Genomic DNA, 26773 nt, shown 5'->3' on the forward strand with positions numbered 1-26773 from the left:
CTTACCTCCCTCTTTGTATTTTAACCACCGTTTATGTATTCTTCAACCTTTTTCCACTGGCTCCAACCTTTAATATAAACGTCTTCTATTTTCTTAATGTTTAGCTTTCTAAGTTTTTTGTATTCTGCTAAGTCTTCTAAAAATCTCCTTAGGTGCTCTTCCGTGTCAAAGTATAGTAAATCTTTTCCTTCTCTGGCTACGCAGTATTGATCTTCTTTTTTTACAAAACCCATGCAGACTGGACACCTAACCTTTTCTGGTGGTTTGGGAAGTCTTCGCCTCTCTTCCCTCTTTTCCATAAAGGCGTGGAAAGCCAAAGCTAATATAAACCCAGCAAAGACACCCTCTATTGCAAAAGACTGAAGGGCAGAGATCCTTCCGCTTAAGAAACCAAAAAGAGAAAGAAGAATGCCAGAGGTGGTAATTCCCGCTGTAATGAACACGTATTTAAGAGCTATACCCTTAAAGATAAAGAGGATCACCATAAGAAAACCAAAGACCTCAAAGAGCCTCGAAGCAAATATCAGAAGATGCCCTATTTCACTCATCGGCTTTCCTTTGGTAGTTCTGTAGGCTTAAATAGAGGGAGGTTTTTCACGTTTTTAAGCCTGTATATGAAATACTCCCTATTCTTTTCTGAAAGAGCCATACCAAGAAGTCCAGTTAGAAAACTGGCAAGAACAAAAAGCCCCACAAGTGTTCCAACTATTCTAACCCTTCTTTGCCTTGTTTCATCCATAAAAGTCCTCCTTTACAAAGCCCCGCCCGATGGGGCGGGAAAAGTAGCCACAGCACGAGGCGCACCATAAAGCTTATATATGAGTGTGATAGCCTTTGTAGTAAGCATAAGGATGCCAATCTTCTGGCACTTCTATTGGATACTCCTTGAAGTTATGAGGACCTACGGGTGTGTCCGTCTTTGTCCACTCAAGGGATGGAGATCCCCAAGGGTTATCTGGAGCCTTTGGACCCCACAGGCTCTTGATCCAGTTGATGAAGCTCAAAAGCACACCAATTCCCAGTATTACCGCACCCACCGTTTGAATTTGCATCAAGCTAACCCACTCTGCTATAGGTGGATAGTCTGGATACCTTCTGGGCATACCATGAACCATACCCATATACATTTGGAAGAAGTAGAAGATGTTAGCACCTATGAGCATCAGCCAAAAGCTCAGCTTTGCAAGTCTTTCTGAATACATTTTGCCTATGATCTTTGGATACCAGTAATACATACCGCTGAAGGCTCCAAAGGTCAAAGCCATACCAAGCACGTAGTGAAAGTGTCCTACGACGAACAAAGAGTCAGATATACCCAAGTCTATGGAAACCATAGCGTTTGGAATACCGGTAAGACCCCCTATTAGGAACATGAGGATCCCACCTAAGGTAAAGAGCATTGGAGAGTTGAACCTTATGGCTCCCTTGTGCAGGGTTGCAACCCAGTTGAAGATCTTTATACCGGTTGGCACTGCAACAAACAGTGTGGTGTATGAGAAGATAACCCTAGTCCAGTCTGGCACACCGGAGACGAACATGTGGTGTACCCATGTGGAGAATCCTACCAAAGCTATGGCGTATATAGCAAACATCATGGATATGTAACCAAAGATGGGTTTTCTGGACATGGTGGAGATAACTTCAGAGAATACACCAAAGGCTGGCAAGATCATTATGTAAACAACTGGGTGGGAGTAAAACCAAAGAAGGTGCTGATACAGTAGTGGGTCTCCACCCAAAGCTGGATTGTAGAAGTTTGTTCCAAGGTATTTGTCAGTAAACAGTAGCACGCCTGCACCAAGTAATGCCGGCACTCCAAAGAGGTTTATAAGACTTGCTGCCATTATGGTATGCACGAACAGGTTTAACTTTGTCCAACCCAGTCCCTTGGCCCTGAGGCTAACGATGGTGGTGATCATGTTTACTGAACCAGCGGTTGAAGATATCCCATAAAGGGTAACTATCATTATGTAAAGGACTGTAGAACCCGCGTTTTCGTTCAAGGAGTATGGTGGATACCCTGTCCATAGCATCATAATCCAGTTTTGGGGTATAAGTGTTAAAAGCACCAAGACGCTTGCGCCGAAGAAGGCCCAGTATCCAAAGGCGTTGAGTCTTGGAAAGGCCAAATCCTTTGCCCCTATCATCAAGGGAACCAATATGTTCGCAAATCCACCCACCCATACGTTAACTGCCCACCAGAGCAGTAAGACCGCACCGTGTCCTGTTAGCAGGTAGTTGTAAAGGTCCGCCCCCGTTTTGCCATACATGTCTGGGAGCTGTATGCCGGGCACAGTTTGCTCGAACCTGATGAGCAAACCAAAGAGCCCAGCTACCGCAAAGTAGAGCAGTGAAGTTACAAGGTAGAGCATACCCACCTTTTTGTGGTCTGTGGTAAAGAGCCACTCTTTTAAAGTGGCTCCGTACCATGGGACTGAAGGAACCTTAGCTACCGCCATGGTCGCACCTCCTTTATTTTATTGAGTTGTTTGCTGAGGAGTTTGTTCTGCGGCTTGTCCTTCTCCAAGCCATTTTTTGAACTCTTCCTCTGGCACCACCTTTAGGATGGCAAACATACGAGAGTGCCAGGTTCCGCAGTACTCTCTGCAGAATACGAAGTATTCACCTGGCTTGTTGATCTGGAACCAAAGCTTTGTGATCCTTCCGGGCACCGCGTCTTCTGTGATCTTTGCGGGATGGACAAAGAAAGAATGGATCACATCCCTTGAGGTCAAATATACCTTAACGGGCTTTCCTGCGGGAATGTATGCCTTTTGCTCTTCTGGTGCGGTATATCCCTCCTGGTTAAAGAAGGCGTAAACCTTCTTTCCGTTTGGATATTCAAACTCCCATCCCCACATGAAAGCAACTACTTTGATCTCCATAGCACCCTCTGGAGCATTCCTTTGCTTTACAAAATTTGCAAAGGAGTAAGTTCCGAGGAAAAGCACTATTATGATGGGTATAACAGTCCAGACGACCTCAAGGGCTGTGTTTCCTTCAATGTGCTCTCCTTCCTCACGTTCTCCCTTTTTGTAACGATACTTAATGGCAAAGTAGATGGATGGAATAGCTACTACAAGGTAAATAAGCACCGCCACCCAGAACCAAACCTTTACGGAGTTTTCCCAGTAGGCTCTGGGATAGGCAAGCACTTCCTCTGCAAACACTGACCCCACAAGAGCCAGCAAAGCCAAAAGATACTTCATGGTTGCACCTCCTTGGTTCTTTTAATAAAAGCGTAAGCAAGGGTAAAGCCACCCAAGCTTAGGCCAGCTATAGCAAACAAAACTATCGGGTTTAGCCCGTATTTACCCGTGTTGGGGTCGTATTTATAGCAAACCATGAAGGCTACATCCACTATGGTGTTTTTTGTGATCCTAAAGGTCTCAGCTTCTGCCAAGGCGATTCTGAAGTCTATCTCCCTTGGGGATATACCATACAAGTATCTTGATACCTTTCCCTCTGGGTCTAAGAACATAACCACGTTTGGATGGACAAAGACTCTATCTTGCCTCGAGTAAAAGAACCTGTAGCCCACGGATTCAGAAAGTTTTTTGATGTCCTCTTCCTTCATAATGCCAAAGGTCCATCTGTCGGAGGAGATCCCGAGTTTCCTTTTGAACTCCTGCAGGTCTCTTAGAGTGTCCTCCTTGTCAAAGGAAAGGACCACGCCTTTAAAATCCTTCCCTACTCCTTTGGAAGCTTCTATGGCGTTTTTGATTATAAGAGGGCATGCAGAATCGCAGGTGTAGTAGCCCAAGATCAGAGCGGTGGGATGTCCTTTGATGTAGTTCAAGAGCCTATGGGTATTTCCTCTTTCATCCACAAACTCCACATCCGCAACACGATTGCCCAAATATTTCTCTTCCTCTATCTGTAAAATGCTCGGGTCAAAGAAGCCTTCATGGCTTTTAGGCGAGGGAACTGCCCAAACGGACCCCAACAGGACAATCAGGGCTAAAACCCACCTCATGGCTTAAAAAGTCCCGTAAGAACCCACTATGTAAGCGGTACCAGCTACCAAAAGCCAAGCCAAATCCACAAAGTGCCAGTAGAAACTTGCCGCCTTTATGGGCGTCACCTTTCCTAAGGCTTTACCACTGGTTAATAAAAGTACCAACTGCATACCTATACCTACGATAACGTGAGAGGCGTGAACACCTGTTAGCGTGTAAAAGCCCGTGCCATACATGTTGGCGCTAATAGTAAAGCCCTTTTCCCACAGATGCATCCACTCCCAAATGTGAATAACCAAGAACAGGGTGCCCAAAACCATAGTGGCTACAAGCCACATGCGGTATCCGCCCAGGTCGTTGTGCTCCAAGGAATGTTCCGCTCTGTAGATGGTGTAGCTGGATGCCCAAAGAATTAGGGTAAGAAGTCCAACAAGAGGCAAGTTCATTCCACCTTCAGGGATCCACTTTGTGACCCACTCGGTAGCATGGGCGACTCTTGCCATCCAAAAGCCTGCAAAGATGGAACCGAATATGACGATTTCCGCAAAGACAAACCAAACCATCCCCTGAAAACCATGTCCCTGATCCTGTTCCTTTGAAAAGTGCTCATTGGCCCATCCAACCACACCTATGACCAAGAGGACGAGGGCTACGCCTGCAAGGATGAGCCCTACAAGGCTCCATCCCCAGCCAAAGTAAGCAACCGCCGCCAGAGAAAGGACAAGTGGCACCAAACCTACTGGTAAGCCCCAAGGGCTCGTCTCGTGATGCGCTGCATGTGCTCCCTCATGCGCCATCCTTGCACCTCCTTATAGGATTCTAATTATTGATATAAATCACATTTTTCCTTTTGTCAAGTCCAAACTAAATAATTTCTTAACTTTTTTATCGTTTTTTATAAAATTAGCCTACCCAAAATTACACAAATTAACTCTAACAGTTTGGCTTAAAATAAAAAGAAGCTATGATGCCTATAGAAAAATCGCTTAGCCTGATAAAAGAGGGCGTTTCGGAAATCATAGAAGAGGAAGAGCTCGTAGAAAAGCTAAAAAAGGGTAAGCCCCTTCGGATAAAAGCTGGCTTTGATCCCACCGCTCCGGACCTTCATCTCGGACATACTGTCTTGCTTCAAAAACTCAGACAATTTCAGCAGCTTGGACACGAGGTCTATTTTGTGATAGGAGACTTCACTGCTATGATAGGGGACCCAACCGGAAGAAGTGAAACAAGGCCTCCGCTTTCAAGAGAAGAAGTCTTAGAGAATGCAAAAACTTATGAGCATCAGGTTTTTAAAATACTTGACCCAGAAAAGACGAACATAGTCTTCAATAGCACCTGGCTTTCAGAACTCGGCACTGATGGGCTAATAAAGTTGGCTGGAAAGTACACGGTGGCGAGAATGCTTGAAAGGGATGACTTTTCCAAGCGCTTCAGGGAGGGAAACCCTATATTCATCCATGAGTTCATCTATCCGTTGCTTCAGGGCTACGATTCGGTTGTTTTAAAGGCGGATGTGGAGCTTGGCGGAACAGACCAAAAGTTTAACCTTTTGGTGGGAAGGGACTTGCAGAGAGCTTATGGACAAGAACCCCAAGTATGCATTACCCTTCCCCTGTTAGTGGGCTTGGATGGAGTTAAAAAGATGTCCAAGTCATACGGAAATTACGTAGGTATAACAGAAGAACCAGAAATTATGTTTGGTAAAATCATGTCTATATCTGACGAGCTTATGTGGGATTATTACCTTTTGCTTACAGACTATAGCAAAGAGGAGATAGAGGAGTTTAAAAAGAGTATGCATCCTATGGATGCAAAAAAACAGCTTGCTTATACCATAGTTCAGCGTTTCCACGGAAAAGAGGATGCGGACAGGGCTTTAGAGTTTTTTGTAAAGACCTTTTCTGAAAGGGAGTTTCCGGAGGATGCACCAGTTTTAGAGGTGCCCTTTGGCCACAGAAGAAAGGCTTACGAGCTTTTATTTGAGCTTGGCTTGGAACCTTCAAAAAACTCCGCAAGAAGGGTTATAGAAGGTGGAGGTTTTAGGATAAACGGAAGGAAGATAGAAGATCCTTTTCAGGAAATTGAAGTTCTCCAAGAGCTTAAAATACAGTTAGGGAAGAAGAGGTTTTATAGGCTGGTTCCTAAGAAGGAGTGAGTATGAACTTTACTGCATCCGAGGTAGCACAGCGTATAGGTGGCAAGCTATTTGGAAAGGACTTAAGGCTAAAAGGGATCTCCTCCGTCCAAAGACCAGAGGAAGGCACCATAATTTTTTGTCCCTCTCTTAGAGATTTTGAAAACGTAAGGGAAAAGAGAGAAATAACGGTGGTGGTTTCTCAAAAAGTCAATCACGAAAGCTATATACTTGTAGAAGATGTAAAGCTTTCTCTGGCAAGGTTTCTTAACTTCTACTTTAATGAAGAGCACCCTTCTGGAATTTCTCCTAATGCTTATGTAGAGGATTCTGCGGTCATAGGAAAGGATGTTTATGTGGGACCCTTCGCTTACGTTGGAAAACATGTGGTTTTAGAAGACGGAGTAAAGGTATATCCTTTTTGCTACATAGGGGACTATACTCACATAGGCAAGGGAAGCATACTTTTTAGCGGGGTAAAGGTGTATCCAAGGTCCGTTATAGGTAAAAGGGTAAGAGTGCATAGCGGAGCGGTTATAGGTGCAGACGGCTTTGGCTATTACATAACAAAGGAAGGTATTTTCAAACTAAACCATATAGGTAACGTGATCATTGAGGATGACGTAGAGATAGGGGCAAACACCACTATAGACAGGGCTATGATTGACAGCACAGTTATAGGCAGAGAAACAAAGATAGACAACTTGGTTATGATAGCTCACAATTGTGAGATAGGGGAAAGAAACATAGTAGTCAGTCAGGTAGGATTGTCTGGAAGCGTAAAAACTGGTAAAAATGTAGTCTTAGCTGGGCAGGTGGGTGTGGCGGATCATGTGCATATTGGAGATAACGTGCAAGTTGCTGCCAAATCGGGTGTTTCAAAAGACTTGGAGCCAAACAAAACCTATGGGGCAAACCTGCCAGCCATAGAGTGGAGTAAGTGGAAGAGAATTTACGTGTATCTTCTTAAATTACCGGAGCTGTTTAAAAAATGATACTAAAAGTTTTGCCTGTGGGACCCTTAAGTATGAACTGCTCTGTGGTCATAGACGAGGAAAGCAGCCAATCTGCGGTAATAGACCCAGGGGCGGACGCTGATGCCATTTTAAAAGCCTTAGAAAACACAGAACCTAAGCTAATATTGGCAACTCACGGACACATAGACCACGTGGGACAGGTAAAAAAGCTAAGAGAACAGCTAAAAATTCCATTCCTTATGCACAAGGCGGATGTGTTTTTGCTGAACGACCCAATATGGAACGGTTTTGATAAATACGTAGGTGCAGATCTTCCTTGTCCAGAGCCAGATGGTTTTTTGGAAGATGGCCAGGAGCTTTTCGTAGGTAGTACAAAACTTAAAGTTTTGCACACACCGGGACACACACCAGGACATTGCTGTTTTTACATTGAAGATCAAAGGGTTCTCATAGCGGGAGATTTGCTCTTTAGAAGTTCTGTTGGAAGGTGGGACCTGCCCGGCGGAGACCTCCAACAGCTAAAAAGATCTCTCCACAGAGTAATCTCAGAAATTCCGGAAGATACATCGGTAGTGTGCGGACACGGAGAAGGAACAACCATAGGAAGGGAAAAGAGGTTTAATCCATTGCTCAGAGATATATTATCAAGATGGCAGAGCTCTCTGTTCTAATACTTACAAAAAACGAAGAGAAGAATTTGCCAAGGGCAATAGAGAGTGTAAAAGACATAGCCAGCGAAATTGTGGTCCTTGACTCAGGCTCTACTGATGCTACTGTGAACGTGGCAAAGAGCTTAGGGGCAAAAGTTTTTTATCATCCTTGGGATGGATACAGTAATCAGCTTAATAGGGGAGTGCAGGTGTGCTCTAAAGATTGGATATTTGTGCTGGATGCAGATGAAGAAGTTTCGGAAGAGTTGAGAGATTCCATAAGAGAGGCCATAAGCTCAAACAAGGCTGAAGTTTTTATGGTATGTAGGCAGACTTATTATCTGGGTGGGTTTCTCAGGCATGCTTGGTATCCAGAATGGAGGGTTAGACTTTTCAAAAAGGGAGCAGTGAGTTTTGAAGGGGAATTGCACGAAAGTGCGGTTTTTAAAGGTAAAGCATCAAAACTCAGAGGAAACTTATACCACTACTCTTACAAAAACCTCTTTGATCAGTATGAGAAAACTATAAAGTATGCAAAGATTATGGCAGAAATAAATTACAGAAAGGGTAAAAAGTTTAGGATATATAATCTACTTTTTAATCCAGTTTGGAGTTTTTTTAAGGTATTTTTGTTTCAAATGGGTTTTTTAGATGGTTTAAGAGGGTTTGCGGTAGCTATATCCGCCTTTATATACACCTTTTTAAAGTATATTTTTCTGCTTGAGTTGGAAATGAAAGAAAAGCATGGGGAAAAACTCTGGAACAGACGCTAAAAGTATTTGCTTAAAGCACTTCTAAGCCACCTAAAGGCAAGTCCAGATAAGAAGAGAACAGTTATCAAACCTATGAAGGCTAAAATTAGAAACCACTTCAAAGCTCTACCTCTGCATGTCTTGAGGCATGACACTGAATATTTACCGCCACTGGCAAAGAGGCTATATGACAAGGATATAGCTCTACTTTTACGTCTATGGCTGTAGTTGTGCCTCCAAAACCCATAGGTCCCCACCCAAGTTTGTTTATATCTTCCAAAAGCTCCTCCTCAATCTTTCTTGCTATTGGGTCTGAACTTCTTTCTCCTACAGGTCTTAGCAAGGCTTTTTTAGCCAGCAATGCACAGTACTCGAAGTTTCCACCTATCCCCACTCCAACGGTAAATGGTGGACATGCATTTGGACCCGCTAACTTTACCGTTTCCAAAACAAATCTCTTTACACCTTCCCAACCATCCGCAGGCTTTAGCATAGCCAAGCGTGAGGTGTTCTCGGACCCCGCACCCTTTGGTGCAAAAACTATTCTAAGCTTGTCTCCAGGAACTACCTCGTAGTGTATTATAGCGGGAGTGTTGTCCCTTGTGTTTTTTCTTTCAAAAACAGGATCATAAACCATAGAAGCCCTCAAATACCCTTCCGTGTAAGCCCTGCGCACCCCCTCGTTTATGGCATCTTTTAGAGACCCACCTACCACATGCACATCCTGACCTATCTCCACAAAAACAACAGCTACTCCCGTGTCCTGACAGTATGCCATCTGTTCTTGCTCTGCTACCTCTGCGTTTAAAAGTATCTGCCTTAAAACTTCCCTTCCTAACTCTGACTCTTCTCTGTTTAAAGCCTCTTTGAATGCCACTACCACATCCTGCGGTAGGCTGTAATTTGCCTGCATGGCAATCTCTTTAACTGCCTCCACTATCTGACTGTAATGAATAACTTTCATGGATAATAGTTTAAACAGAAATAAGCCTTTTTAGGTAGTTTTCCACTATTCTGGAAAAGGCCTGTGGAATCTTTGATATTTCCGAGATCCTTACTCCCGATTTTTCAAAATACTCCTCCACAAAGTTTCTTTCCTTACCAACTCCTATGCCTACTACAGGTAGTTTGCCTTTTAGCTCTCTTATTAGCATTCTAAGCGACTCTTCTTTGAGCCCTCTTGTAGGCTCACCATCAGAAAAGACTATAAGCACCCCTTTTATGTTCTGTTTTTTACAGAAAAGCTCCAGTTCGTCCATGCCTTCAATTAGAACTTTTTCTAAGTTTGTCCCCCCACCCAAAAGATTAAGAGCGTTTAGTATGTTTGTCTTTGTATTTTTATAATCTTCTTCAAAGGACTTGAGATTATAGACCCTATCATTAAAAGCGGATATAGAAAAGGGCATACCCAAAGTATGCAAAGTTTCAGAAAATAGAAGGAGTGCTTTGAGAGCATTCTCAGCCTTGTTTTCTTTTTTCATGGATGACGACAGATCTATTAGCAGTTTAAATGCAAGCTTTTTGTTTTCTGGCACTTCCCTCCTTTTGTAAAAAATTCCCCTTTTTATAGGCACTTCCCTTTGGATTTTCTTGAAGTCTATGCGCCTTCCGGAGGAGTATGCACCACTCCAGTTTTCTTCTTCCTTCGGAAGTAGCTTTTCAAACTTTCTTTTAAAAGATTCTACATACACAGTCACATCCTTTAAAATGTGGTGAAAGGTTTTAAACTCTTCTTCACTTAACCCGTATTCCTTTAAATATCTTTTGTCCCTTTCTGAAAGGTTCCTTTGCCTTGGGCTTGTGCTCGATCCTTCTACTGGACTGCTAGCACTCCACGGCTTTAGAATAAACAGAAGAAAACCCTTATGTTCCAATTCTGTCTCTAAGGTTTTTGGAAGAAAGTGGCTAAAGAACCTCACGTCTCTTTCCACCATATCCAAGTAAGACATCTGCTTTAAATATTCTCTCATCCACTCAGGCAAGCTTTTTAAGTAGTCCAGTATCCTTTCTCTATCCTCTGGGTCTATCCTTTCTGAGTTTTCATCTTTGTAGCTGAGGATCAAGTTCTGCAGGTCCTGAGGGAGCTTTTTCAAAACGTCCGTCATTATCCTTCCTCTGTGAGCATCCTGCCTAACCCTGCCCCTTGCCTCTTCCAAAAGTAGGTCTATCTGATTCAAAGCTTGGGAGCGCTCTATCGTTGATATGTACTTTCCAAAAACCTCGTCTACAAGAATTAAGTATGCTTCTTTATTTTGAGCTTTTAAGTATTCTCTGAAAGCTTTTTGAAGGTTTTTGGGAAGGGCTGACAAACCCAACCACTCTTCAATAAAGGCTATGGCAAACCGATGGTGTGGATATAAGTCTTCTACATGCTTTAGTCTTTCACTCCATTCAGACCTTAAAACCTTTTCCGCAAAAGGACGAGCCTGGATTATGTTCTCATCTGCCTTTATTGACTCCAAGATAGAGTATAAAACTACAAAAGAAGTAGGTGGATAGCCAAACTTGAAAAACTCCCTCTGACCCAACCTCCACAAGAAAAGGTCCGTGTTTAGAAGGTAGGTTAGTTCGTGCCTTACAGCACTTAGGGCATATTCGTCGTCTTTTTTTAAAAACTCCCGAACGTTAAACACAATACCTTTTGGAACCTTAGCTATTGGGGGAACATCTTCCAACTCACCCCTTGCCCACATTTCAAGCACGGGTATATAAACAGGATCATAGCCTGTACCCCATCCTTCATAGGAGGGTATGATTTCTATACTGCTTTCTTTTTGTAGTATGCTTGCAATAGCCTTCCATCTGTCCTTCATAAATTCTAAAGATAAAGACAAACTCCAAATTCTGAAAAGTTTTTATTCTTCTTGGAGTCCATTAGAAACTTAAACAGTCTGGACTCAGAACCTTTATAGAGGTAGAACTTTCTGATTGGTTCGCATCCATCAAACTTTCCTATCTCAAATATAACTATAGAATTTTTTTCTGGTGTTTTATTCCTTATTATTCTCCTCTCTGCGTAGAAAGGGAGGCTGTGGTGGAAATGACCTATTTGATAGGTCTGGTATTCTCTTTCAGGATCAAGCTCTTTTATAAATTCTCCTAAGTTTTTGGTTTTTCTGAAAGTTTCCAAATAGGGAAGTATAGCACCAGCAAGGAATACGTAAAAAACAGCCATAGCTAATGCAGGAGCATACCTAACTTCAACCTTGAGGAAAAGCAGTGGGACGATAGAGAGTAATATGAAAACTTTGTTTAGCCCAAAGTATAATACTGCAACGGTTGTAAGGGCAAAGAGCAGTAAAGATACGAAAATTCCGTTCCATCTTTTTATCCTTTCCCACGGACTGTTTATCAAGAAATAAGCAGTTACTACTGCCATAGCTGGATAGGCAGGCATTACGTAGAGAGGTATCTTCTTCTTTATCAAGCTAAACACCAAGAAAAAGGAAAGAATCCAAAGGGTGACGAACTTTAGCTCTTTTCTTGCTTTTAGCAAAGACCAAAAGAGAGCTGGAAAGAATAAAAGGGAGTAAGGGAAAAAGCTTACCAAAGTGTCCAAAAGGTAAAAGTATACTGGTTCTTTACCCGTATAGATTCTCTGAATGTTCTCTGCGAGAAAAACCTTCAAAAAAACACTTCCGTGTACAAGAAAGTGATAGACATGCCACCAAAGACCTAGAGCCAGCGCAAAAGGTGTTAGCAAGTAATATTTTTTGTCCAAAAGCTCCCTTGGCCTTTCCAAAATCAAAAAAGTAAAAACTATAAGCGCAGGCATGACAAAGGCTACTGGCCCCTTTACCAACATACCCAAGGAGGAGCTTAAAAAGGCTATGATCAAAAAGTGAAGGCGTTTAGTTTTGTAATAAGCATACCAAGAGGTTAAAGTGGCACATATGAAAAATGCTAAAGGCACTTCTGGAGATGCATAGTGAGCATTAACAAAAAACTGTGAGGACAAAACTAAGATCAAGAAAGATAGGACAGAAACTCTAAGGTCTTTTGTCAGAAGCCAGGCCAAAAGGGAAGTAATAAAGCCTGTACCTAAGCCTAAGATTGCATGAAAGAATCTTAGTCCAAACTCGTTTATACCAAATAGCCAGTATCCAATAGCCACCAGCCAATAGGTAAGAGGGGGTTTTTGAAATCTTAGCTCTTCATTGTAGTATGGGGTTATATAATCTCCTGTAAGTAGCATACGTCTGCTTGCTTCTGCATAAAAAGCCTCGTTAGGCTGCCATACTTGAAAACTACCGAGGTTGTAAAAATAAAGGATAACAGTTGCTATAGCAAGAATGTAAAGAATCACCAAAGACTATTATAGTAAAATTTTCTTTGCTAATGGGCATCTTAGACAGGTTTAGAAAAAAAGAACAAGAAAAGGAAGCTTTATGGACTAAATGTCCCTCTTGCAAGGCTATACTTTATGTGCCAGAGCTGAAGGAAAACTTAAGTGTATGTCCTAAATGTAATTACCACTTTCCCATGGGTTCCTTAGAGAGGATTCAATCTTTATTGTCCAATTATTCTCTGATGTTTGAAAACATCCTTCCCTCTGATCCTTTAAATTTTAAAGACACAAAGCCTTACAAAGATAGGCTAATTCAAGCTCAAAAAGAGACCAATCTTACGGAAGCTCTAATAGTTGCTAAGGGGAATCTGGTAGATAGAGAAGTTGCGCTTTGTGTTATGGACTTTAACTTTATAGGTGGTAGCATGGGGTCTGTTGTGGGTGAAAGGTTTTACAGAGCCTGTTTGTATAGCGCGGAGAATAACCTTCCCTTGGTAGCTATAATAACCTCCGGTGGGGCAAGGATGCAAGAGGGCATCATTTCCCTTATGCAGATGGCAAAAACATCCATCGGCGTAAGTTTTTTAAGGGAAAAGAAGGTTCCTTATATAACAGTCTTAACGAACCCTACAATGGGTGGTGTTTCTGCCAGCTTTGCCTTCCTTGGAGACATCATTCTGGCAGAACCACAATCTCTCATTGGCTTTGCAGGTCCGAGGGTTATAGAGCAAACCATAAAGCAGCAGCTTCCTGAAGGGTTCCAAACAGCAGAGTTCCTTCTTGAAAAGGGCATGATAGATTTAATAGTTCATAGAAAGGATCTTAAGGACACACTTACTAAACTAATCGGTATAGCCACTTCAAGGAGAGGCTGCAGTGTTGTACGATGAAGAGCATCCTTTTGCAATAGCCCACAGACTTGTGGAAGACGGTCGTTTAGACCCATGGAACGTGGATATAGCACAGTTAGCACGTCTATATATGGAAGAGATAAAAAAGATGGAGCTTTTGGACTTGCGTGTGCCAGCCAGGGCTATTTATGCTGCTGCTTTTTTACTAAAAAAACAGGTAGATGTGTTGTTTCCTGAACCAAAAAGAAAAAAAGAAAAAAAATACACTCTGGAGGAAATAGTCCAAATGTTCGAGGAGGAGGAAAAAAATGAGCTTCAGAGTGTAGAGACACAGAGCCTAATAATTGATCAGATAAAAAAAATTAAAAAAAAATTAAAAGAATATAAGAAAAGTATTAAGCACGGCGAGAAAAGGAAAACCATACCCATACACGTATCAAAGTTTGAGAAGGCGCTCGAAGAGCTTGAAAAATTGATAAGTCAAGGGATTAAAACCTTTTCTTTTTTAGACTTTGTAGGGAACAGAAACCCTGTGCCTTATCTTTTAGGTTTGATGGTTTTGTATCAGGATGGTAAAGTGGATGTGTATCAAAAAGAGCCCTATTCGGATATTCAGGTGGAGGTTTTAGAATGGCAAAGGATATAGTCTCAGAAGTCTTTTCTTCAGTAAGCAAATATTATGACTTTTTTTTAAACCTAGTAACCTTTGGAAAAATCAAAAACTGGCAAAGAGATATGTTGAGCTTCCTTAGTAAGGAAGGCAGTATTTTGGACATTGGCACAGGTACTGGGGAGGTGTTAGTACAATCAAAATCTGAAGGATTAAAGGTAGGTATAGATATTTCTTTTGAGATGCTAAAAATAGCAAAAGGGAAATGCGCGGAATGCTATTTCATTCTTGCTGATGCGGAAGATCTTCCTTTCAAAGACAATAGCTTTAAAAATCTTACTGTATCTCTAGTCTACAGACACCTGCACAGCAGGGAGAAATTCTTGAAGGAAGCAAAGAGAGTACTTGTAAAAGACGGAAGGCTAGCCATACTGGACATTAACAGATTTTGGTTAACACCCGTACTGGTATTTCTTATGAGGTTCCCAATGAAACCTATAGGAATTATCTTATTTGGAAAGGACAAATGGGATTTCTTTATACATTCTTTGGAGAATAGCGTTGGAGAGGAAGAACTAAGAAAAGAACTTGAGACAGCTGGGTTTGCGGTAATAAATACAAACAGAAAACTTATGGGGGTAGTTTATATAACTATTGCGAAAAAGGTATAGCTTTTATTGAGTTAAAGGGATTACACTAACAAACTTTTTGTTTCTTCTAGATTCGAACTTAACTATCCCATCCGTTAAAGCATAGAGTGTAAAGTCTGATCCCATACCCACATTTTGACCTGGATATATTTTTGTACCTCTTTGCCTTACTAAAATATTTCCAGCGCGTACCAACTGACCGCCAAATCTTTTAACACCTAATCTCTTCGAATGACTATCTCTGCCATTTCTTGTTGATCCACCACTTGCCTTAGACGCCATGTTAATCCTCCTTTATCTCTTTTATTAACAGTTCAGTAAAAGACTGCCTATGTCCTCTCCATCTTTTGTAGTTCTTCTTAGACTTAAACTTAAACACAATTACCTTTTTTCCTTTCCCGTGCTTTACCACTTCCGCAATGACTCTACCTTTTTGAAGCTGAATTTTTCCACCTTCCTTCCCAATGAGTATTGGCTTTAGCTCTATGGTTTGCCCTTCTTGGATAGGAAGTTTTTCTACCTTCAATCGCGTTCCTTGAAATACCATATACTGCTTACCACCAGTCTCGATTATGGCATACATACACACCCTCCAATTTCAAAGGAGGGGGAGGCCCCTCCAAATATTTGACTTACTTTTGCTGTTGTTGCTGTTGCTCACCAGCAGGTTGCTGCTGCTGTTGTTGTTCAGCAGGTTGTTGTTGCTGCTGTTGCTGTTCAGCAGGTTGTTGCTGCTGTTGTTGTTCGGCAGGTTGCTGTTGCTGCTGTTGCTGTTCAGCAGGTTGTTGCTGCTGTTCAGCAGGCTTTTGCTGGCAAGATACCGCAAATACTGCTAGGCTTGCCACTCCAAGTAAAAGAAGCTTCTTCATTTTTCACACCTCCTTTAATAATTTTTAGTGTAAATTATAGACCAACACACAACGATTTGTCAATATAAAAAAATAAAAACAAAAGGGTTTTTCAGAATGTTCTAATAATAACTTTTAGCCTTAGAGCTGCATTGGGTTAATTAGTTTATTAACAATAGGAAAACGTTTAGTACCTATTGTAGTGTTAAAATAACCTTATGATCAGGGCCTACAGAGTATTCCTATCTGGTCGGGTGCAAGGGGTGGGCTTCAGAAGTTGGACCAAACGTCTGGGTGAAAGCTACGGCTTAGAAGGATGGGTACGTAACTTACCAGACGGTAGGGTGGAGGTCTTCGTTCAAGGTCATGAAGATGTAGTTCAAAGCTTTGTGTGGAAACTATGGGAAGGTCCAGAAGGAGCAAGGGTAGATAAAATGGAAATAATAAAGGAGGTGGCAAGCCATGAAGAAAAAGGTTTTTATATTAAGTATTAGCCTTGTATTCAACTTGTCCTTTGCTCAAGAATGTAAATATCACAAAGTCAAAAGTGGAGAAACGCTGGAAAAGATAGCGAAAAGCTACGGAATAACAACTCAAGAACTACTAAAAGCCAATAAAAGTATCAAGCCTAACAACTTAAAAATAGGGAAAAAAATATGCATACCCATTTCAAAGGCTAAAAACCCGGGTGCAAAAGATTACGCTATTTATAAGGTCAAAAGGGGAGATACATTAGAAGGCATAGCAAACAAATTCGGAGTGGATTGGAGAGAGTTAAAGAGTTTTAACAACCTAAAAACAACCAAACTATCAGAAGGTCAGGAAATAAAGATACCTGCTAGATCTGTCAGTAAAAGAACTCAAAATCAGACAAAAGACTATGAAACTTACGTAGTTCAGAAGGGTGGTAGATTAGAGCATTTGGCTAAAAAGCTTGGAGTTTCAGAAAGAGAGTTGGAAAGGCTAAATCCAAAATTGAAAGGCAAGTGGTTGGAGAAGGGAACTGTGGTAAAAGTACCTCGCGTTGAAAAGAGAGAGGAAAAGGAGACAACAAAGTATGAAATATATACGGTCAAGAAAGGTGGCAGGCTGGAACACATAGCTAAAAGCTTAGGAATTTCTAAGGAAGAGTTAGAAAAGTTGAACCCAGAATTGAAACAAAAGTGGTTATCAAAAGGCACAAAGGTAAAAGTGCCTATAAAACATCAGAAGGAGATAACTGAAAACTATCAAACTTACGTTGTAAAAAAAACTGCCAGACTTGAACATGTGGCAAAAAAGTTAGGCCTTTCGGAAAGAGAGTTGGAGAGGTTGAATCCAGAATTAAAAGACAAATGGTTGAAAAAGGGAACGGTTGTAAAAATACCAGTTAAAAACAACATTCATGCTACGGCGTCAGAAGAGAAAGTACGCCAACCCATTTCACCACAAAAAATGGAGGAAAGAGAACAACATAAAGAGACAGAAAATCTAATGGATGTGAAAATTCTAAAAAACAGTTTACCCTTGCCTGTAGAAGGTGAAATTACAAAAAATAACAGGGGAGTGAAAATAATTGCAGAGTGCGGAACCCCAGTTAAAGCGGTTGAGGAGGGGAAAGTGATATATAGCGGGGGTGACCTACAAGCTTACGGAAACATGATTATATTAGACCATGGAGAGTTCATATCTTTGTACGCAAATAACCAAAAAAACTTAGTAAAAAGAGGGGAACAAGTATCCAAAAACCAACAAATTGCATTGGTTGGAAGGAAAAACAACTCTGAGAACTGTGCGCTTTATTTTGAACTTAGAAATAAGGAAGGTATCCCTTTAGATCCTACAGAATATTTAAGAAACACTCAATAATTATTCCAACCTTTTTATGTAGATGATAGTTTTTTGCACATTTTTTTCTATTTGCTTTATGGTTCTTATTTCATATATCTGATTGTCATTTTTTATGACTTTTGCCTTTTCTAACACATCCCAAAGGCTTTTTAGCATGTTGTCAATGTCTCTCTTTCTTCTATTTGGTAGCACCAGAATAACTTCCATGGATAATGGTCCATCCAATGGATCGCCACTGTATTGCTGCTTAATTTCCCAAATAGCTCTTGCTTCCCAGTTTTTTATTCTGGGAGGTTTAAAAACTGTCCCCCCTTTTTTCCTTATGTATCTGTTGCTTTTTGGCACTGGGAGCGAGGAAAGGTGCAACTCTATTCTCTTTTCTCCTTCACTCACTTACAAACTCAACCAATAGGTCCTGCTCTTTGAAATCCTTTACCAACACACTTATCAAGTCTCCCTCTTTAACTTCCCACTCGGTTTCCAAATAACAAATCCCATCCACTTCTGGTGCCTGAAACCAAAGTCTTCCAACGGGCACAATACCCAGATCTTCGTCGTATCCATCCACTAGCATCTGAAATTTTTTCCCTAGTAGATCTCTATTTTTCCTCTGGATAACCTCGTTTTGAACTTCGTATAGAATGCTCTTTCTTCTTTCCTTTTCCTCATAGCTTATCCTATCTCCTAACACCTCCGCTGGAGTTCCTTCCTCTGCGGAATAGCTGAACACACCAACCCAGTAGAAGTAACCCTTCTCTACAAAGTCTAGTAGCTCTTGAAAATCTTCAGGCTCTTCCTCCGGATAACCCACTATAAAGCTCGTTCTTAGCACCACATTGGGTATGGCAGAAAGTATCCTATTTACAAGCCTCTCTACGAAGCTTTTATCGTAACCTCTTCTCATGCTTTTTAGAACTCTGTCAGAAATGTGCTGAAGAGGTATATCAAAGTATGGAAGAACTTTTGAAGAATTGGCTATGTAGCTTATAAGATCATTGCTAACATCCGTTGGATAAAGATACAGAAGCCTTATCCAGTTTATACCATCTATCTTTTCAAGCTCTTCAAGAAGTTTAATTATTGCATTTTTTCCATACAGATCCCTGCCGTAATAGGTAGTATCTTGAGAAACCACGCATATTTCTTTAATTCCCTGCTGAGCTATCCACTTAGCCTCTTCCACTAAATCTTGTATAGTTTTAGATCTATACTTGCCTCTTATTTGAGGTATGGTGCAGAAAGAACACAGGCGATTGCAGCCTTCGGAAATCTTAAGGTAAGCATAGGACTTTGGTGTTGTAAGAATCCTTTTATTTTCTTTTACTTTTTCGAGTCCCAAAAACTCCAAGATTTCATCCCAACTTTCTGTTCCAAAGTAAGCTGCGACTTCCGGTATTTCTTTCATTAGTTCCTGTTTGTATCTTTCTACCAAACAACCCATCACTATAACTTTCTTATTCCCCGCATATTCGAGAATGTAGTCTATTGCTTCTTCTTTAGCTGGGTTTATGAACCCACAGGTGTTTACAATGATGGTATCGGCCTTTTTAGGATCGTTAGCAAATTCCACTCCTGCTTGTTTGAGCTTACCCAATAAGATCTCCGTATCCACCAGATTTTTAGAACAGCCTAAGCTTATAACTCCTACTTTTAGCCTACTTTTTCTGCGATTCATCCTCTACCTTTTTTAAAAACTGTTTAGGATTTTTATCAACTTTTACCATCCTAAAACCACCATCTTTCCCTTCAACTACTAAATAATTCTCTACTTTTCCTTTCCTTTCTACAACTATGTATCCTACCACACCTTCCAAATCAGTAAAAGGCTCTCTTGCGTGAACTATGAATAGAGCGAACAATAGCACAATTATAGCTCTCATAGGTCCTCCTCCTTCATGAGTACGAACAAAGTAATTTCTCCTCTAAGCTTATCTCTCTCAAACTTGCTAACCCTTAGAGAATATGGATAGGAAACAAAACCTTCCTTACCCAAATCTCTCAGAAAATTTACTATCTGAGAATAACTACCAGTGAAGGAAAATTTTAATTCTGCAGTTGGGTATTTAACTATGGAGGAAGGAGTAGCTTGTTGTGGTGAAGGCTTGCTGTCAGCCTGTTGCTGTTGTGTCTGCCCTTGATCTCTTACTATCTTAACAACTCCCTTACCCCCTTCTACTTTCTCTACATCATACCCTATTTCAACAGGTTTTCCAAGCGTTGCTGAAAGGATTACTACTCCATTATTTTTAGCTATCAATCCCAATCTTTTATAGACTGTGCCTACATTTTTTTCAGAAGGAATTTCTCCAACGACCATTTCCAGTTCTTGCCTCTTTTGCAAAAATAGGATTTCCAGTTCTTGCTTCTGCTTTATCAGTGAATCCAAAGCCTTTGGATCGGCTAATCTTTTTAATTCCTCTATCTGTGAGATAAGCTGATCTCTTTCGTTTCTACTTTTTTCGATCTCTTCCCTTAAAGGAGTCAGAAGCATCAGGTAAGTATATGCTATTATTGCGGCGGGCAAAATTAGTAAAATTACCAACCTTTGCCACTGTGGAAGGGCTTGCCACTGAGCTTTTAACTTCTCCATCATTTCCCTCCAATATTTTTTTCTGCGGTTAATTTAGCCAAATAGTACTCGTAGCCGCTTGGATTTGTTTTTCTTTCTATACTACTCACAAAAACTTCGCCATTAGCTTTTCTTAAACCACCTGTATAAGTGCTTATACTAGCATAATCAAAAGAGCTTAATTCAAATTCTGTAGTTATTTTTCTATTTTCTGTGTCCAAATTTTGGCTGTATGTAATCAACCAGCCAGTGGGAGGAACGGAGGATGAGAATGTTTTAAACACGTCGTTGAAAGGAGTGTATAATTCTTTTAGACCTATTAGTATGTCTTTACTGCGGTCCAAAGCGTTTATTTCATTATTTAATCTAGTTATTTCAGCTTCTATTTCCTTCTTTTCCTCGGCAATTCGTTGAGCTTTAGCGCTTAGTTTATTTTTCTCTGCCTGAAGCTGATCTATTTCTCTTTTAATTTCGGTCAACTGTGTTGAGGTTTTCCAATACCACACACCTATGCCCAGAACACCCAACCATAGAGCTATGGAAAGGTAGTATTCTGCCCTGACTAATTTAAAAATCTGGTCTATCTTTATTTCTCTGAGGGTTGGCCTGGCTGGTGGTGCTTCTGCTTTTCCTGGCCTTTTTCCTTTAAAAAGGTTAATCTTTATCATTTTTTACTCCTCCCTTATACTAAGTATATATGGAATAAAGAAGTTAGGTGGTAATTCTCCAGCATCCAAAAATCCTAATACTGGTAGATTTTCAAGCAATCGCTCTAGGAAGCTTTCGTTGGCTAAGGCTGGGCCAGCGGCGTAAATATTAGATATGTCGTTTATGACGAGTAGATTTCTAACCTCCGCAAAAAAGCTTTCTAATAACCCTTCATTTTTGTTTTTACTGTATTCCCAATAACTCCAATGTATAACCGAGTACCCAAGATTAGAAGTATTATATGCCAGAAGTATAGAGTAATCATAGTCAATATACAAGATAGAGAAGGGTATAGAAAGCTTATGATATATTCCGTAATTTATGATGGCAAGTATTTCGTAATCCACTATCTCAGGCCTTAAACCCACTGAACGGATAAGATCAGTCAGTTTATTAACAGATTCTGCACGCACCATTACTAAGGCTACGTTTAGGATTTTGTCATCCCTTAGAATGAAATAATCATATGCTGTTTCCTCCTTTATCTGAGCTAGTTCCCTCTTTATTACCCAGCTTATGGCGCTTTCCAGGTCTTTCTGATTTATAGTTGATGGGTATTTATAAAGTTTTAGTATGCCATCGGTAGCTGGTATGCAAGTTATAACGCCTTCTCCCTGTATTCTAAACTTATTCACCAAATCCCTTAACACAGTTATTTTTTTATTTTCGTCACCATCCTCAAAGATCACTTCTTGGGGTGGAAACGGGGATTTTCTTCCTTCCGTATTTCCAAGCAGCCTTATAAATCTCTGACTCACTTGTAAGGCTATCCGAGGTTTTGACTTTTTGAGTAAAGGAAGGCTTAATTTTTTGATACTATCAACAAGCTTCATATCCGCACCCTCTTACTTTTATTTTCGGATTCTATTATTATCAATAAGGTCTTTAATACTGAATCTGGATTTAGGGAAATGCTATCTATTCCCTCCTCTACAAGAAACTCGGCGAAGTCTGGAAAATCGGAAGGACCCTGACCACATATGCCTACTTTCTTTTCTTTTTCTTTTGCTACTTTTATAAGCTGGGATATGAGCCTTTTCACCGCTTCGTTTCTTTCATCGTAAAGATGGGCTACTAATCCTGAATCCCTGTCCAAGCCAAGGGTTAGCTGAGTTAGATCGTTGGAGCCTATCGAAAAACCATCAAATATTTCTGCAAACTTGTCTGCAAGAATTACGTTAGATGGTAATTCAGCCATCACGTAAACCTCTAACCCGTTTTCTCCTTTTTTAAGTCCATATTCCTCCATAACTTTGAGCACCTTTTCTCCCTCTTCTGGTGTTCTGCAAAAGGGAATCATAACCTTAGTATTTGTAAGCCCCATTTTATTGCGAACTCTGAGAATGGCTTGGCATTCAAGCCCAAAGGCTTCTTTGTAGGTTTCTGAATAATACCTTGATGCACCTCTCCAACCTAGCATTGGGTTTTCTTCTTCAGGTTCAAACAACTCTCCTCCTATCAGACCCTTATATTCGTTAGACTTAAAATCTGAAAAACGCACGATTACAGGATTTGGATAGAAGGCAGCGGATATTTTGGCTATTCCGTAAGATAACTTCTTTACGAAATATTGGGTTTTATCTTCATAACCAAAAGTTAAATTTTCAATATCTTCGATGAGTTTTCTTAGAGCTATCTGTTTTTTATCTTTACCTTTTGCTAACTTGCTTTTCAAAGGCTCTTGCGCATGCTTGTATATGGAAGCCATAGAGCAAACGCCCTTATCATCAATAGCTCCACACTCTTCCAGCCTTCCTACAAGAGCCTTCAAATCTTCATAGTGCAAAAGAGCTAAAGGATGGATTTTTATGTAGTTTGCTATGATGAACTCCTCCCTCGCCAAGCCTACCCCATCGTTGGGTATAAAGGAATACTTAAAAGCAGACTCTGGATTTCCCACATTCATCATAACTCTTGTTTTAGGTCTGGGTATTTCCCTTAGATTTATCTCGTCCACCTCGTAAGGTATGTATCCTTCATAGACATAACCTACTTCACCCTCTGCGCAGGAGAGGGTTATGATATCGCCGGTTTTGAGTACCTCTGTAGCCTTGTGGGTCCCAACTACTGCTGGAATGCCAAGTTCCCTTGCAACTATTGCCGCATGGGCTGTCCTTCCCCCTCTGTTTGTTATAATACCGCTGGCCTTTTTCATTATAGGTTCCCAGTCTGGGTCGGTGATGTCTGTAACTAGTATATCACCTTCTTCAAACTGTCCTGCATCCTTTAGGTCGTGAATAACTTTAACCTTTCCATGGGCTATTTTGTCTCCTACGGCTATTCCGTACAGTATTCTCTTCTTAACCCTTTCTTCCAAAGGTACGCTAAATTTATAAACTCTGAGTACGTTTTCTTCTCTCCTTGAATGGACAGTTTCTGGTCTGGCTTGAACTATGAACAGCTCGTTTAACACACCATCCTTTGCCCATTCTATGTCCATTGGCATCCATCTGCCATTTTTCTTAGTGTAGTAATCCTCTATGAGGATGGCCCATCTTGCAAGTTTTAGGATTTCGTCATCCGTAAGAGCAAAGCGTTTTTGCTCAGCTAAAGGCACATTTACTATCTTTGTCCTTTCCTGACCTGCGCCATACACCATTTTTCTGTCTTTTCTACCCAATTTTTTCTCTATTATGGCTGAGTATCCCGCCTGAAGGGTTGGTTTGAAAACCATGTACTCGTCAGGAGTTACCATTCCTTGAACCAACAACTCACCTAAACCGTAGGTAGCGTTTATCACCACAGCGTCCTTAAAGCCTGATTCTGTATCTAAGGTAAACATAACACCAGAGGCACCCAGATCAGACCTAACCATCTTTTGCACGCCCATAGCTATGCCAACTTTGAAGTGGTCAAATCCGAAGGAGTGTCTGTAGGATATTGCTCTGTCTGTAAAAAGAGAAGCAAACCCATTCTTTACAGCAGTTAGAACATTCTCTGCACCTACTACGTTTAGATAGGTTTCTTGCTGTCCTGCAAAGGATGCATGGGGTAGGTCCTCTGCGGTAGCCGAAGACCTAACCGCCACATCAACCGCAAAGGAGTTATACCTTTGAGATAGCTCAGAGTAGTATTTTTTAATCAACTCTTCCAATTCTGGAGGAAACTCTCCTCCTCTTATAAGCTCTCTTACCTCATATCCCCTCTTTGCTAAGTCCTGTATATTGTTTGGGTCTAAACCATCTAAGATCTTCCTTATGGCTTCCTCCAGTTTGTTGTATCTTAGGAACTCATAGTAGGCGTAAGATGTTACCACAAAGCCGTAGGGAATGTTGATACCTGAGCTGGAGAGATTCCTTAACATTTCTCCCAAGGACGCATTCTTTCCACCAACCAACGGCACATCCTCTATACCTACACTGTCTAACCATACTACAAGTTTATCTTTCATACTCAAACCTCCAAAGGTTGTTCAAAAACTATTTTTTCAAAGTCAGCAAAGCGGTTAAACAGTTTTTTTATTCTGTAGAGCAAAGCCAGTCTGTTTCTTCTTAAAGAAAGGTTCTTATCCATAACTAATACTTTGTCAAAAAAAACATCAACAGGCTGTTTTAAATCCCAAAGGTCTAAAACTTCCAATTTTTCTGTTTCCCACTTTTTAACTTTCTCCCAAAGAACCTTTTCTTCCTCCTCCTGCATTAGACCCTCCTCTACAAAATCGTCGTCCCATCCACTGGGCAAGATCTTCACCACCCTTTTGTAAGCCTCTACTATATCTTTAAATTTCTGCGAGTCCTTTAGATTGGCAAGCTCTTCGGTAAGCTTTATGATTTCATACGGTTTTAGTGGGTCCTTTACTTCCAGCATCGCCCTGACCACATCATAACCGTATGGCTCTAAATAAGCTTCTAACCTATTTTTTATAAACTCTTCAAAACCCTCCGGTAGGTCTTCCAGAAGCTCCCTTAAATCCAAGTTATAGCGATGTTTGTGAATTATAGCAAAAATACCGTAGGCGTTGCGCCTAAGCCCATAGGGATCTGAGCTTCCGGAGGGCATCTCTCCAGCTTTTATGAGCGTGTAAAGGTTGTCCAACTTATCCGCTATGGATAGAACCTGAGAAATAGGACTTTCTGGAACCTCTTCGGAAGGTGTTCTTGGAAAGTAGTGCTCGTATATAGCTCTTGCCACTTCTTCGTCCTCTCCCCAAGCTTTGGCATAAACCATACCCATGTATCCCTGAAGTTCGTCTAACTCTTTAACCATGTTTGTTAAGATGTCTGCCTTAGAAAGGAACGCAGCTCGTTTGACCTTTTCTATAGTCTTTTGATCAAATCCAAGCATCATAGCTATTTTCTCAGAAAGAGAGATAAGCCTTTGGGTTTTTTCCCACATATTGCCTGCTTTTGGATGAAATATCACTCCTTTCAAACCTTCTAACAGGTTCTCTAATGGTGTCTTTAGATCTTCCCTGTAGAAAAATAGGGCATCTTCTAGCCTGGCTCTTAAGACCTTTTGGTATCCTTCTAAGATTTTGTTGTTCGGCTCGTTGTTGCTAAAGGCGATAAACCACGGAATGAGTTTGTCCTCTTCGTTGGCAAGGCAGAAAAACCTTTGGTGGTGGGCAAGGACAGTAATCAAAACCTTTTCTGGAAGCTCTAAATATTTTTCTTCAAACCTGCCTACAACAGAAAAGGGAAACTCCAAAAGATTGGCCACCTCCTCTGGCAAACCTTCTGGATACTTTGGGATACCTCTTAGTGCATACGACTCCTCCCTTAGCATTTCCAAGACAAGTCCTAGTCTTTCTTTGAATGAGGGAATAACCCAGTGTTCTTTTAGCTTCTCTTCATACTCCTCTGCACTTTTTATTAAAATGGAACCCTTTGAGAGGAATCTGTGTCCAAAGGTTAGGTTGCTGGCTTTTAGCTTACCAAAACTCAGTGGCACTACTTTGTCTCCATAAAGCGCACATATCCACCTTATTGGTCTTGAAAAGCTCAAGCTACTGCTGTCCCATCTCATACGCTTAGGTAAAGGTATGGAAAGCAAAATGCTTTCAAATTCTTCCTTAAGCCTTTCCAAAGGGCTTTTGTCTTTATAGACCCTCTTTAGCGCTACGTATTTTCCTCCCCCTCGCTCAACTTCTAAAACCTCATCCAAAGAAGCTTTAACCCTCTCCAAAAAGCCAAGAAGTGCCTTTGTAGGTTTCCCCTCCTTGTAAGCTATGCCCAAAGGTGGTCCATATATTAGTTCTTCCTTTTCCTCTGGTTTGTCTTCAAAGTCTTCTGTAATGACCGCCAAGCGCCTTGGCGTGCCATAAGTTTTTTGTATGCCAACTCCCAAAACCTTTTCTAAACTTTCCTTAAGACTGCTAAGCGCTAGGTTTATTACATTAGCGGGAAGTTCTTCTGTTCCTATCTCCAGTAAAAGCTTCATCCTTCAATCTCCTTTAGGAGAACCTTAGCAATGTTTGACCAATAGGTACTTTTTGAATCTTTGATGGCTTGACTTAGTGTGGTCTTTGCCTCGTCCTTTTTTTCCATATCCAGAAGTATCTGAGCCTTTAGCAGCTGGGCAGAAAGATGGTTAAACCTTTTCTTTTCTATGGATTCAAGCACTTTCAGAGCTTTTTCTTTTTGCCCTTCTTTCACGTAAGCAAAAGCAAGTCTTTCGGTGTAAAGAGCCCTCAGCTCTTCGTCCTTGAGGTTAGATATTAGTTGTTGGATTATCTCGCTTTCTTTTTTGTCCGTACCTACTTGCAGTGAGTAAGAAATGATCAAGGGTTTAAAGGCACCACCCTTTTTTAAACCTTCTTCTATCATGTCCTTGACCTTTTTTGAATCTCCACTTTGAAGATACTTTCTTATTTCCCACTCCAAGTAAGAAACTTGCTGATCCCTTTTTCTTTCCCACTGCTTGTATAAGACAAAGCCCCCTGCCAGTAGCAGTACTGCTATAGGTAAAACCAAAAACCTTAAAGGTATAAACAGCATTCTATTAATAC

The 26773-nt window shown here is 40.9% G+C and carries 30 protein-coding genes; 9 read left to right on the top strand and 21 right to left on the bottom strand.

Translation table 11 applies throughout. The features are described 5' to 3' along the window. Positions 1–20: 20 nt before the first annotated feature. The 6 genes from V7P40_RS04250 to V7P40_RS04275 all read right to left on the bottom strand — a co-directional run bounded on the left by V7P40_RS04250 (position 21) and on the right by V7P40_RS04275 (position 4756). The gene (locus tag V7P40_RS04250) at positions 21–548 is read right to left on the bottom strand and encodes a hypothetical protein (protein ID WP_333784735.1); all 528 of its coding nucleotides are present in this window, start codon (positions 546–548) and stop codon (positions 21–23) included. Then, complete coding sequence (locus tag V7P40_RS04255) at positions 545–739, bottom strand: hypothetical protein (RefSeq protein WP_333784736.1); 195 nt, start codon at positions 737–739, stop codon at positions 545–547. The genes V7P40_RS04250 and V7P40_RS04255 overlap by 4 nt, the downstream gene beginning before the upstream one ends. Positions 740–812: 73 nt before the next feature. Continuing rightward, positions 813–2459 (bottom strand): cbb3-type cytochrome c oxidase subunit I, encoded by a 1647-nt coding sequence (locus V7P40_RS04260; RefSeq protein WP_333784737.1) that lies wholly within the window; start codon positions 2457–2459, stop codon positions 813–815. 18 nt (positions 2460–2477) lie between these two features. Then, positions 2478–3209, bottom strand: coding sequence for a cytochrome c oxidase subunit II (gene coxB / locus V7P40_RS04265; RefSeq protein ID WP_333784738.1), 732 nt, complete (start codon positions 3207–3209; stop codon positions 2478–2480). Next, on the bottom strand, positions 3206–3976 hold the full coding sequence (locus V7P40_RS04270; protein WP_333784739.1) for an SCO family protein: 771 nt from the start codon (positions 3974–3976) through the stop codon (positions 3206–3208). Before V7P40_RS04270 ends, coxB begins: the two co-directional genes overlap by 4 nt. Before the next feature lie 3 nt (positions 3977–3979). Next, the gene (locus tag V7P40_RS04275) at positions 3980–4756 is read right to left on the bottom strand and encodes a cytochrome c oxidase subunit 3 (protein ID WP_333784740.1); all 777 of its coding nucleotides are present in this window, start codon (positions 4754–4756) and stop codon (positions 3980–3982) included. Between the two features lie 170 nt (positions 4757–4926). Here V7P40_RS04275 and tyrS point away from each other — a divergent pair, with 170 nt between their 5' ends. From tyrS to V7P40_RS04295, 4 genes are read left to right on the top strand one after another with little or no spacing between them, the layout of a single operon-like run. Beyond that, positions 4927–6114: a tyrosine--tRNA ligase gene (gene tyrS / locus V7P40_RS04280; RefSeq protein WP_333784769.1), complete on the top strand. Its 1188-nt coding sequence runs from the start codon at positions 4927–4929 to the stop codon at positions 6112–6114. A 2-nt stretch (positions 6115–6116) separates the two neighbouring features. Then, the gene (lpxD, locus tag V7P40_RS04285) at positions 6117–7088 is read left to right on the top strand and encodes a UDP-3-O-(3-hydroxymyristoyl)glucosamine N-acyltransferase (protein WP_333784741.1); all 972 of its coding nucleotides are present in this window, start codon (positions 6117–6119) and stop codon (positions 7086–7088) included. Then, the gene (locus V7P40_RS04290) at positions 7085–7741 is read left to right on the top strand and encodes an MBL fold metallo-hydrolase (RefSeq protein WP_333784742.1); all 657 of its coding nucleotides are present in this window, start codon (positions 7085–7087) and stop codon (positions 7739–7741) included. Before lpxD ends, V7P40_RS04290 begins: the two co-directional genes overlap by 4 nt. Beyond that, positions 7720–8493, top strand: coding sequence for a glycosyltransferase family 2 protein (locus V7P40_RS04295; RefSeq protein ID WP_333784743.1), 774 nt, complete (start codon positions 7720–7722; stop codon positions 8491–8493). The genes V7P40_RS04290 and V7P40_RS04295 overlap by 22 nt, the downstream gene beginning before the upstream one ends. 97 nt (positions 8494–8590) lie before the next feature. On the opposite strand, the gene V7P40_RS04300 is transcribed toward V7P40_RS04295, so the two are convergent. The 3 genes from V7P40_RS04300 to V7P40_RS04310 are packed head-to-tail and all read right to left on the bottom strand — an operon-like array spanning position 8591 to position 12778. After that, positions 8591–9436, bottom strand: a complete 846-nt coding sequence (locus V7P40_RS04300) for a fumarate hydratase (protein WP_333784744.1) — start codon at positions 9434–9436, stop codon at positions 8591–8593. 10 nt (positions 9437–9446) lie between these two features. Next, positions 9447–11285, bottom strand: a complete 1839-nt coding sequence (locus V7P40_RS04305; protein WP_333784745.1) for a vWA domain-containing protein — start codon at positions 11283–11285, stop codon at positions 9447–9449. Positions 11286–11290: 5 nt separating this feature from the next. Next, the gene (locus tag V7P40_RS04310) at positions 11291–12778 is read right to left on the bottom strand and encodes a glycosyltransferase family 39 protein (RefSeq protein ID WP_333784746.1); all 1488 of its coding nucleotides are present in this window, start codon (positions 12776–12778) and stop codon (positions 11291–11293) included. 32 nt (positions 12779–12810) lie between these two features. Here V7P40_RS04310 and accD point away from each other — a divergent pair, with 32 nt between their 5' ends. The 3 genes from accD to V7P40_RS04325 are packed head-to-tail and all read left to right on the top strand — an operon-like array spanning position 12811 to position 14892. After that, entirely contained in the window at positions 12811–13650 is an 840-nt protein-coding gene (gene accD / locus V7P40_RS04315; protein ID WP_333784747.1) for an acetyl-CoA carboxylase, carboxyltransferase subunit beta, read from the top strand. Further along, entirely contained in the window at positions 13637–14257 is a 621-nt protein-coding gene (locus V7P40_RS04320; RefSeq protein WP_333784748.1) for a segregation/condensation protein A, read from the top strand. The genes accD and V7P40_RS04320 overlap by 14 nt, the downstream gene beginning before the upstream one ends. After that, positions 14242–14892: a class I SAM-dependent methyltransferase gene (locus V7P40_RS04325; RefSeq protein ID WP_333784749.1), complete on the top strand. Its 651-nt coding sequence runs from the start codon at positions 14242–14244 to the stop codon at positions 14890–14892. The genes V7P40_RS04320 and V7P40_RS04325 overlap by 16 nt, the downstream gene beginning before the upstream one ends. A gap of 3 nt (positions 14893–14895) precedes the next feature. Here the strand turns inward: V7P40_RS04325 and rpmA are convergent, their stop codons facing one another. The 3 genes from rpmA to V7P40_RS04340 are packed head-to-tail and all read right to left on the bottom strand — an operon-like array spanning position 14896 to position 15740. Further along, positions 14896–15153, bottom strand: coding sequence for a 50S ribosomal protein L27 (rpmA, locus tag V7P40_RS04330; RefSeq protein ID WP_333784750.1), 258 nt, complete (start codon positions 15151–15153; stop codon positions 14896–14898). Between the two features lies 1 nt (position 15154). Beyond that, positions 15155–15454 carry a 50S ribosomal protein L21 gene (rplU, locus tag V7P40_RS04335; RefSeq protein WP_333784751.1) on the bottom strand — a complete coding sequence of 100 codons (300 nt, stop codon included), beginning with the start codon at positions 15452–15454 and terminating at the stop codon, positions 15155–15157. A 49-nt stretch (positions 15455–15503) separates the two neighbouring features. After that, entirely contained in the window at positions 15504–15740 is a 237-nt protein-coding gene (locus V7P40_RS04340; protein WP_333784752.1) for a hypothetical protein, read from the bottom strand. Between the two features lie 197 nt (positions 15741–15937). Between V7P40_RS04340 and V7P40_RS04345 the strand changes: the two genes are divergently transcribed. Both V7P40_RS04345 and V7P40_RS04350 read left to right on the top strand, forming a co-directional pair. Then, positions 15938–16213: an acylphosphatase gene (locus V7P40_RS04345; protein WP_333784753.1), complete on the top strand. Its 276-nt coding sequence runs from the start codon at positions 15938–15940 to the stop codon at positions 16211–16213. Continuing rightward, positions 16182–17567 (top strand): LysM peptidoglycan-binding domain-containing protein, encoded by a 1386-nt coding sequence (locus tag V7P40_RS04350; protein ID WP_333784754.1) that lies wholly within the window; start codon positions 16182–16184, stop codon positions 17565–17567. The genes V7P40_RS04345 and V7P40_RS04350 overlap by 32 nt, the downstream gene beginning before the upstream one ends. Here V7P40_RS04350 and V7P40_RS04355 read toward each other — a convergent pair whose 3' ends face one another. Genes V7P40_RS04355 through V7P40_RS04395 form a run of 9 tightly spaced genes read right to left on the bottom strand, consistent with a single transcriptional unit; the run spans position 17568 to position 26762 of the window. Beyond that, the gene (locus V7P40_RS04355) at positions 17568–17942 is read right to left on the bottom strand and encodes a RusA family crossover junction endodeoxyribonuclease (RefSeq protein WP_333784755.1); all 375 of its coding nucleotides are present in this window, start codon (positions 17940–17942) and stop codon (positions 17568–17570) included. After that, the gene (rimO, locus tag V7P40_RS04360) at positions 17935–19224 is read right to left on the bottom strand and encodes a 30S ribosomal protein S12 methylthiotransferase RimO (protein ID WP_333784756.1); all 1290 of its coding nucleotides are present in this window, start codon (positions 19222–19224) and stop codon (positions 17935–17937) included. Before rimO ends, V7P40_RS04355 begins: the two co-directional genes overlap by 8 nt. Beyond that, positions 19205–19429 carry a hypothetical protein gene (locus tag V7P40_RS04365; RefSeq protein ID WP_333784757.1) on the bottom strand — a complete coding sequence of 75 codons (225 nt, stop codon included), beginning with the start codon at positions 19427–19429 and terminating at the stop codon, positions 19205–19207. The genes rimO and V7P40_RS04365 overlap by 20 nt, the downstream gene beginning before the upstream one ends. Next, entirely contained in the window at positions 19426–20142 is a 717-nt protein-coding gene (locus V7P40_RS04370; RefSeq protein ID WP_333784758.1) for a hypothetical protein, read from the bottom strand. The genes V7P40_RS04365 and V7P40_RS04370 overlap by 4 nt, the downstream gene beginning before the upstream one ends. Further along, positions 20139–20786 (bottom strand): hypothetical protein, encoded by a 648-nt coding sequence (locus V7P40_RS04375; protein WP_333784759.1) that lies wholly within the window; start codon positions 20784–20786, stop codon positions 20139–20141. The genes V7P40_RS04370 and V7P40_RS04375 overlap by 4 nt, the downstream gene beginning before the upstream one ends. 3 nt (positions 20787–20789) lie before the next feature. Next, on the bottom strand, positions 20790–21659 hold the full coding sequence (locus tag V7P40_RS04380; protein ID WP_333784760.1) for a pilus assembly protein PilM: 870 nt from the start codon (positions 21657–21659) through the stop codon (positions 20790–20792). After that, positions 21656–24217 carry a pyruvate, water dikinase gene (ppsA, locus tag V7P40_RS04385; protein ID WP_333784761.1) on the bottom strand — a complete coding sequence of 854 codons (2562 nt, stop codon included), beginning with the start codon at positions 24215–24217 and terminating at the stop codon, positions 21656–21658. The genes V7P40_RS04380 and ppsA overlap by 4 nt, the downstream gene beginning before the upstream one ends. A gap of 2 nt (positions 24218–24219) precedes the next feature. After that, a complete protein-coding gene (gene glyS / locus V7P40_RS04390) occupies positions 24220–26205 on the bottom strand; it encodes a glycine--tRNA ligase subunit beta (RefSeq protein WP_333784762.1) in 1986 nt (661 codons plus the stop codon). Further along, complete coding sequence (locus tag V7P40_RS04395; protein ID WP_333784763.1) at positions 26202–26762, bottom strand: tetratricopeptide repeat protein; 561 nt, start codon at positions 26760–26762, stop codon at positions 26202–26204. Before V7P40_RS04395 ends, glyS begins: the two co-directional genes overlap by 4 nt. Positions 26763–26773: the final 11 nt, after the last annotated feature.

The organism is Thermocrinis sp. (genome assembly GCF_036781485.1).
Classification (GTDB): Bacteria; Aquificota; Aquificia; order Aquificales; family Aquificaceae; genus Thermocrinis.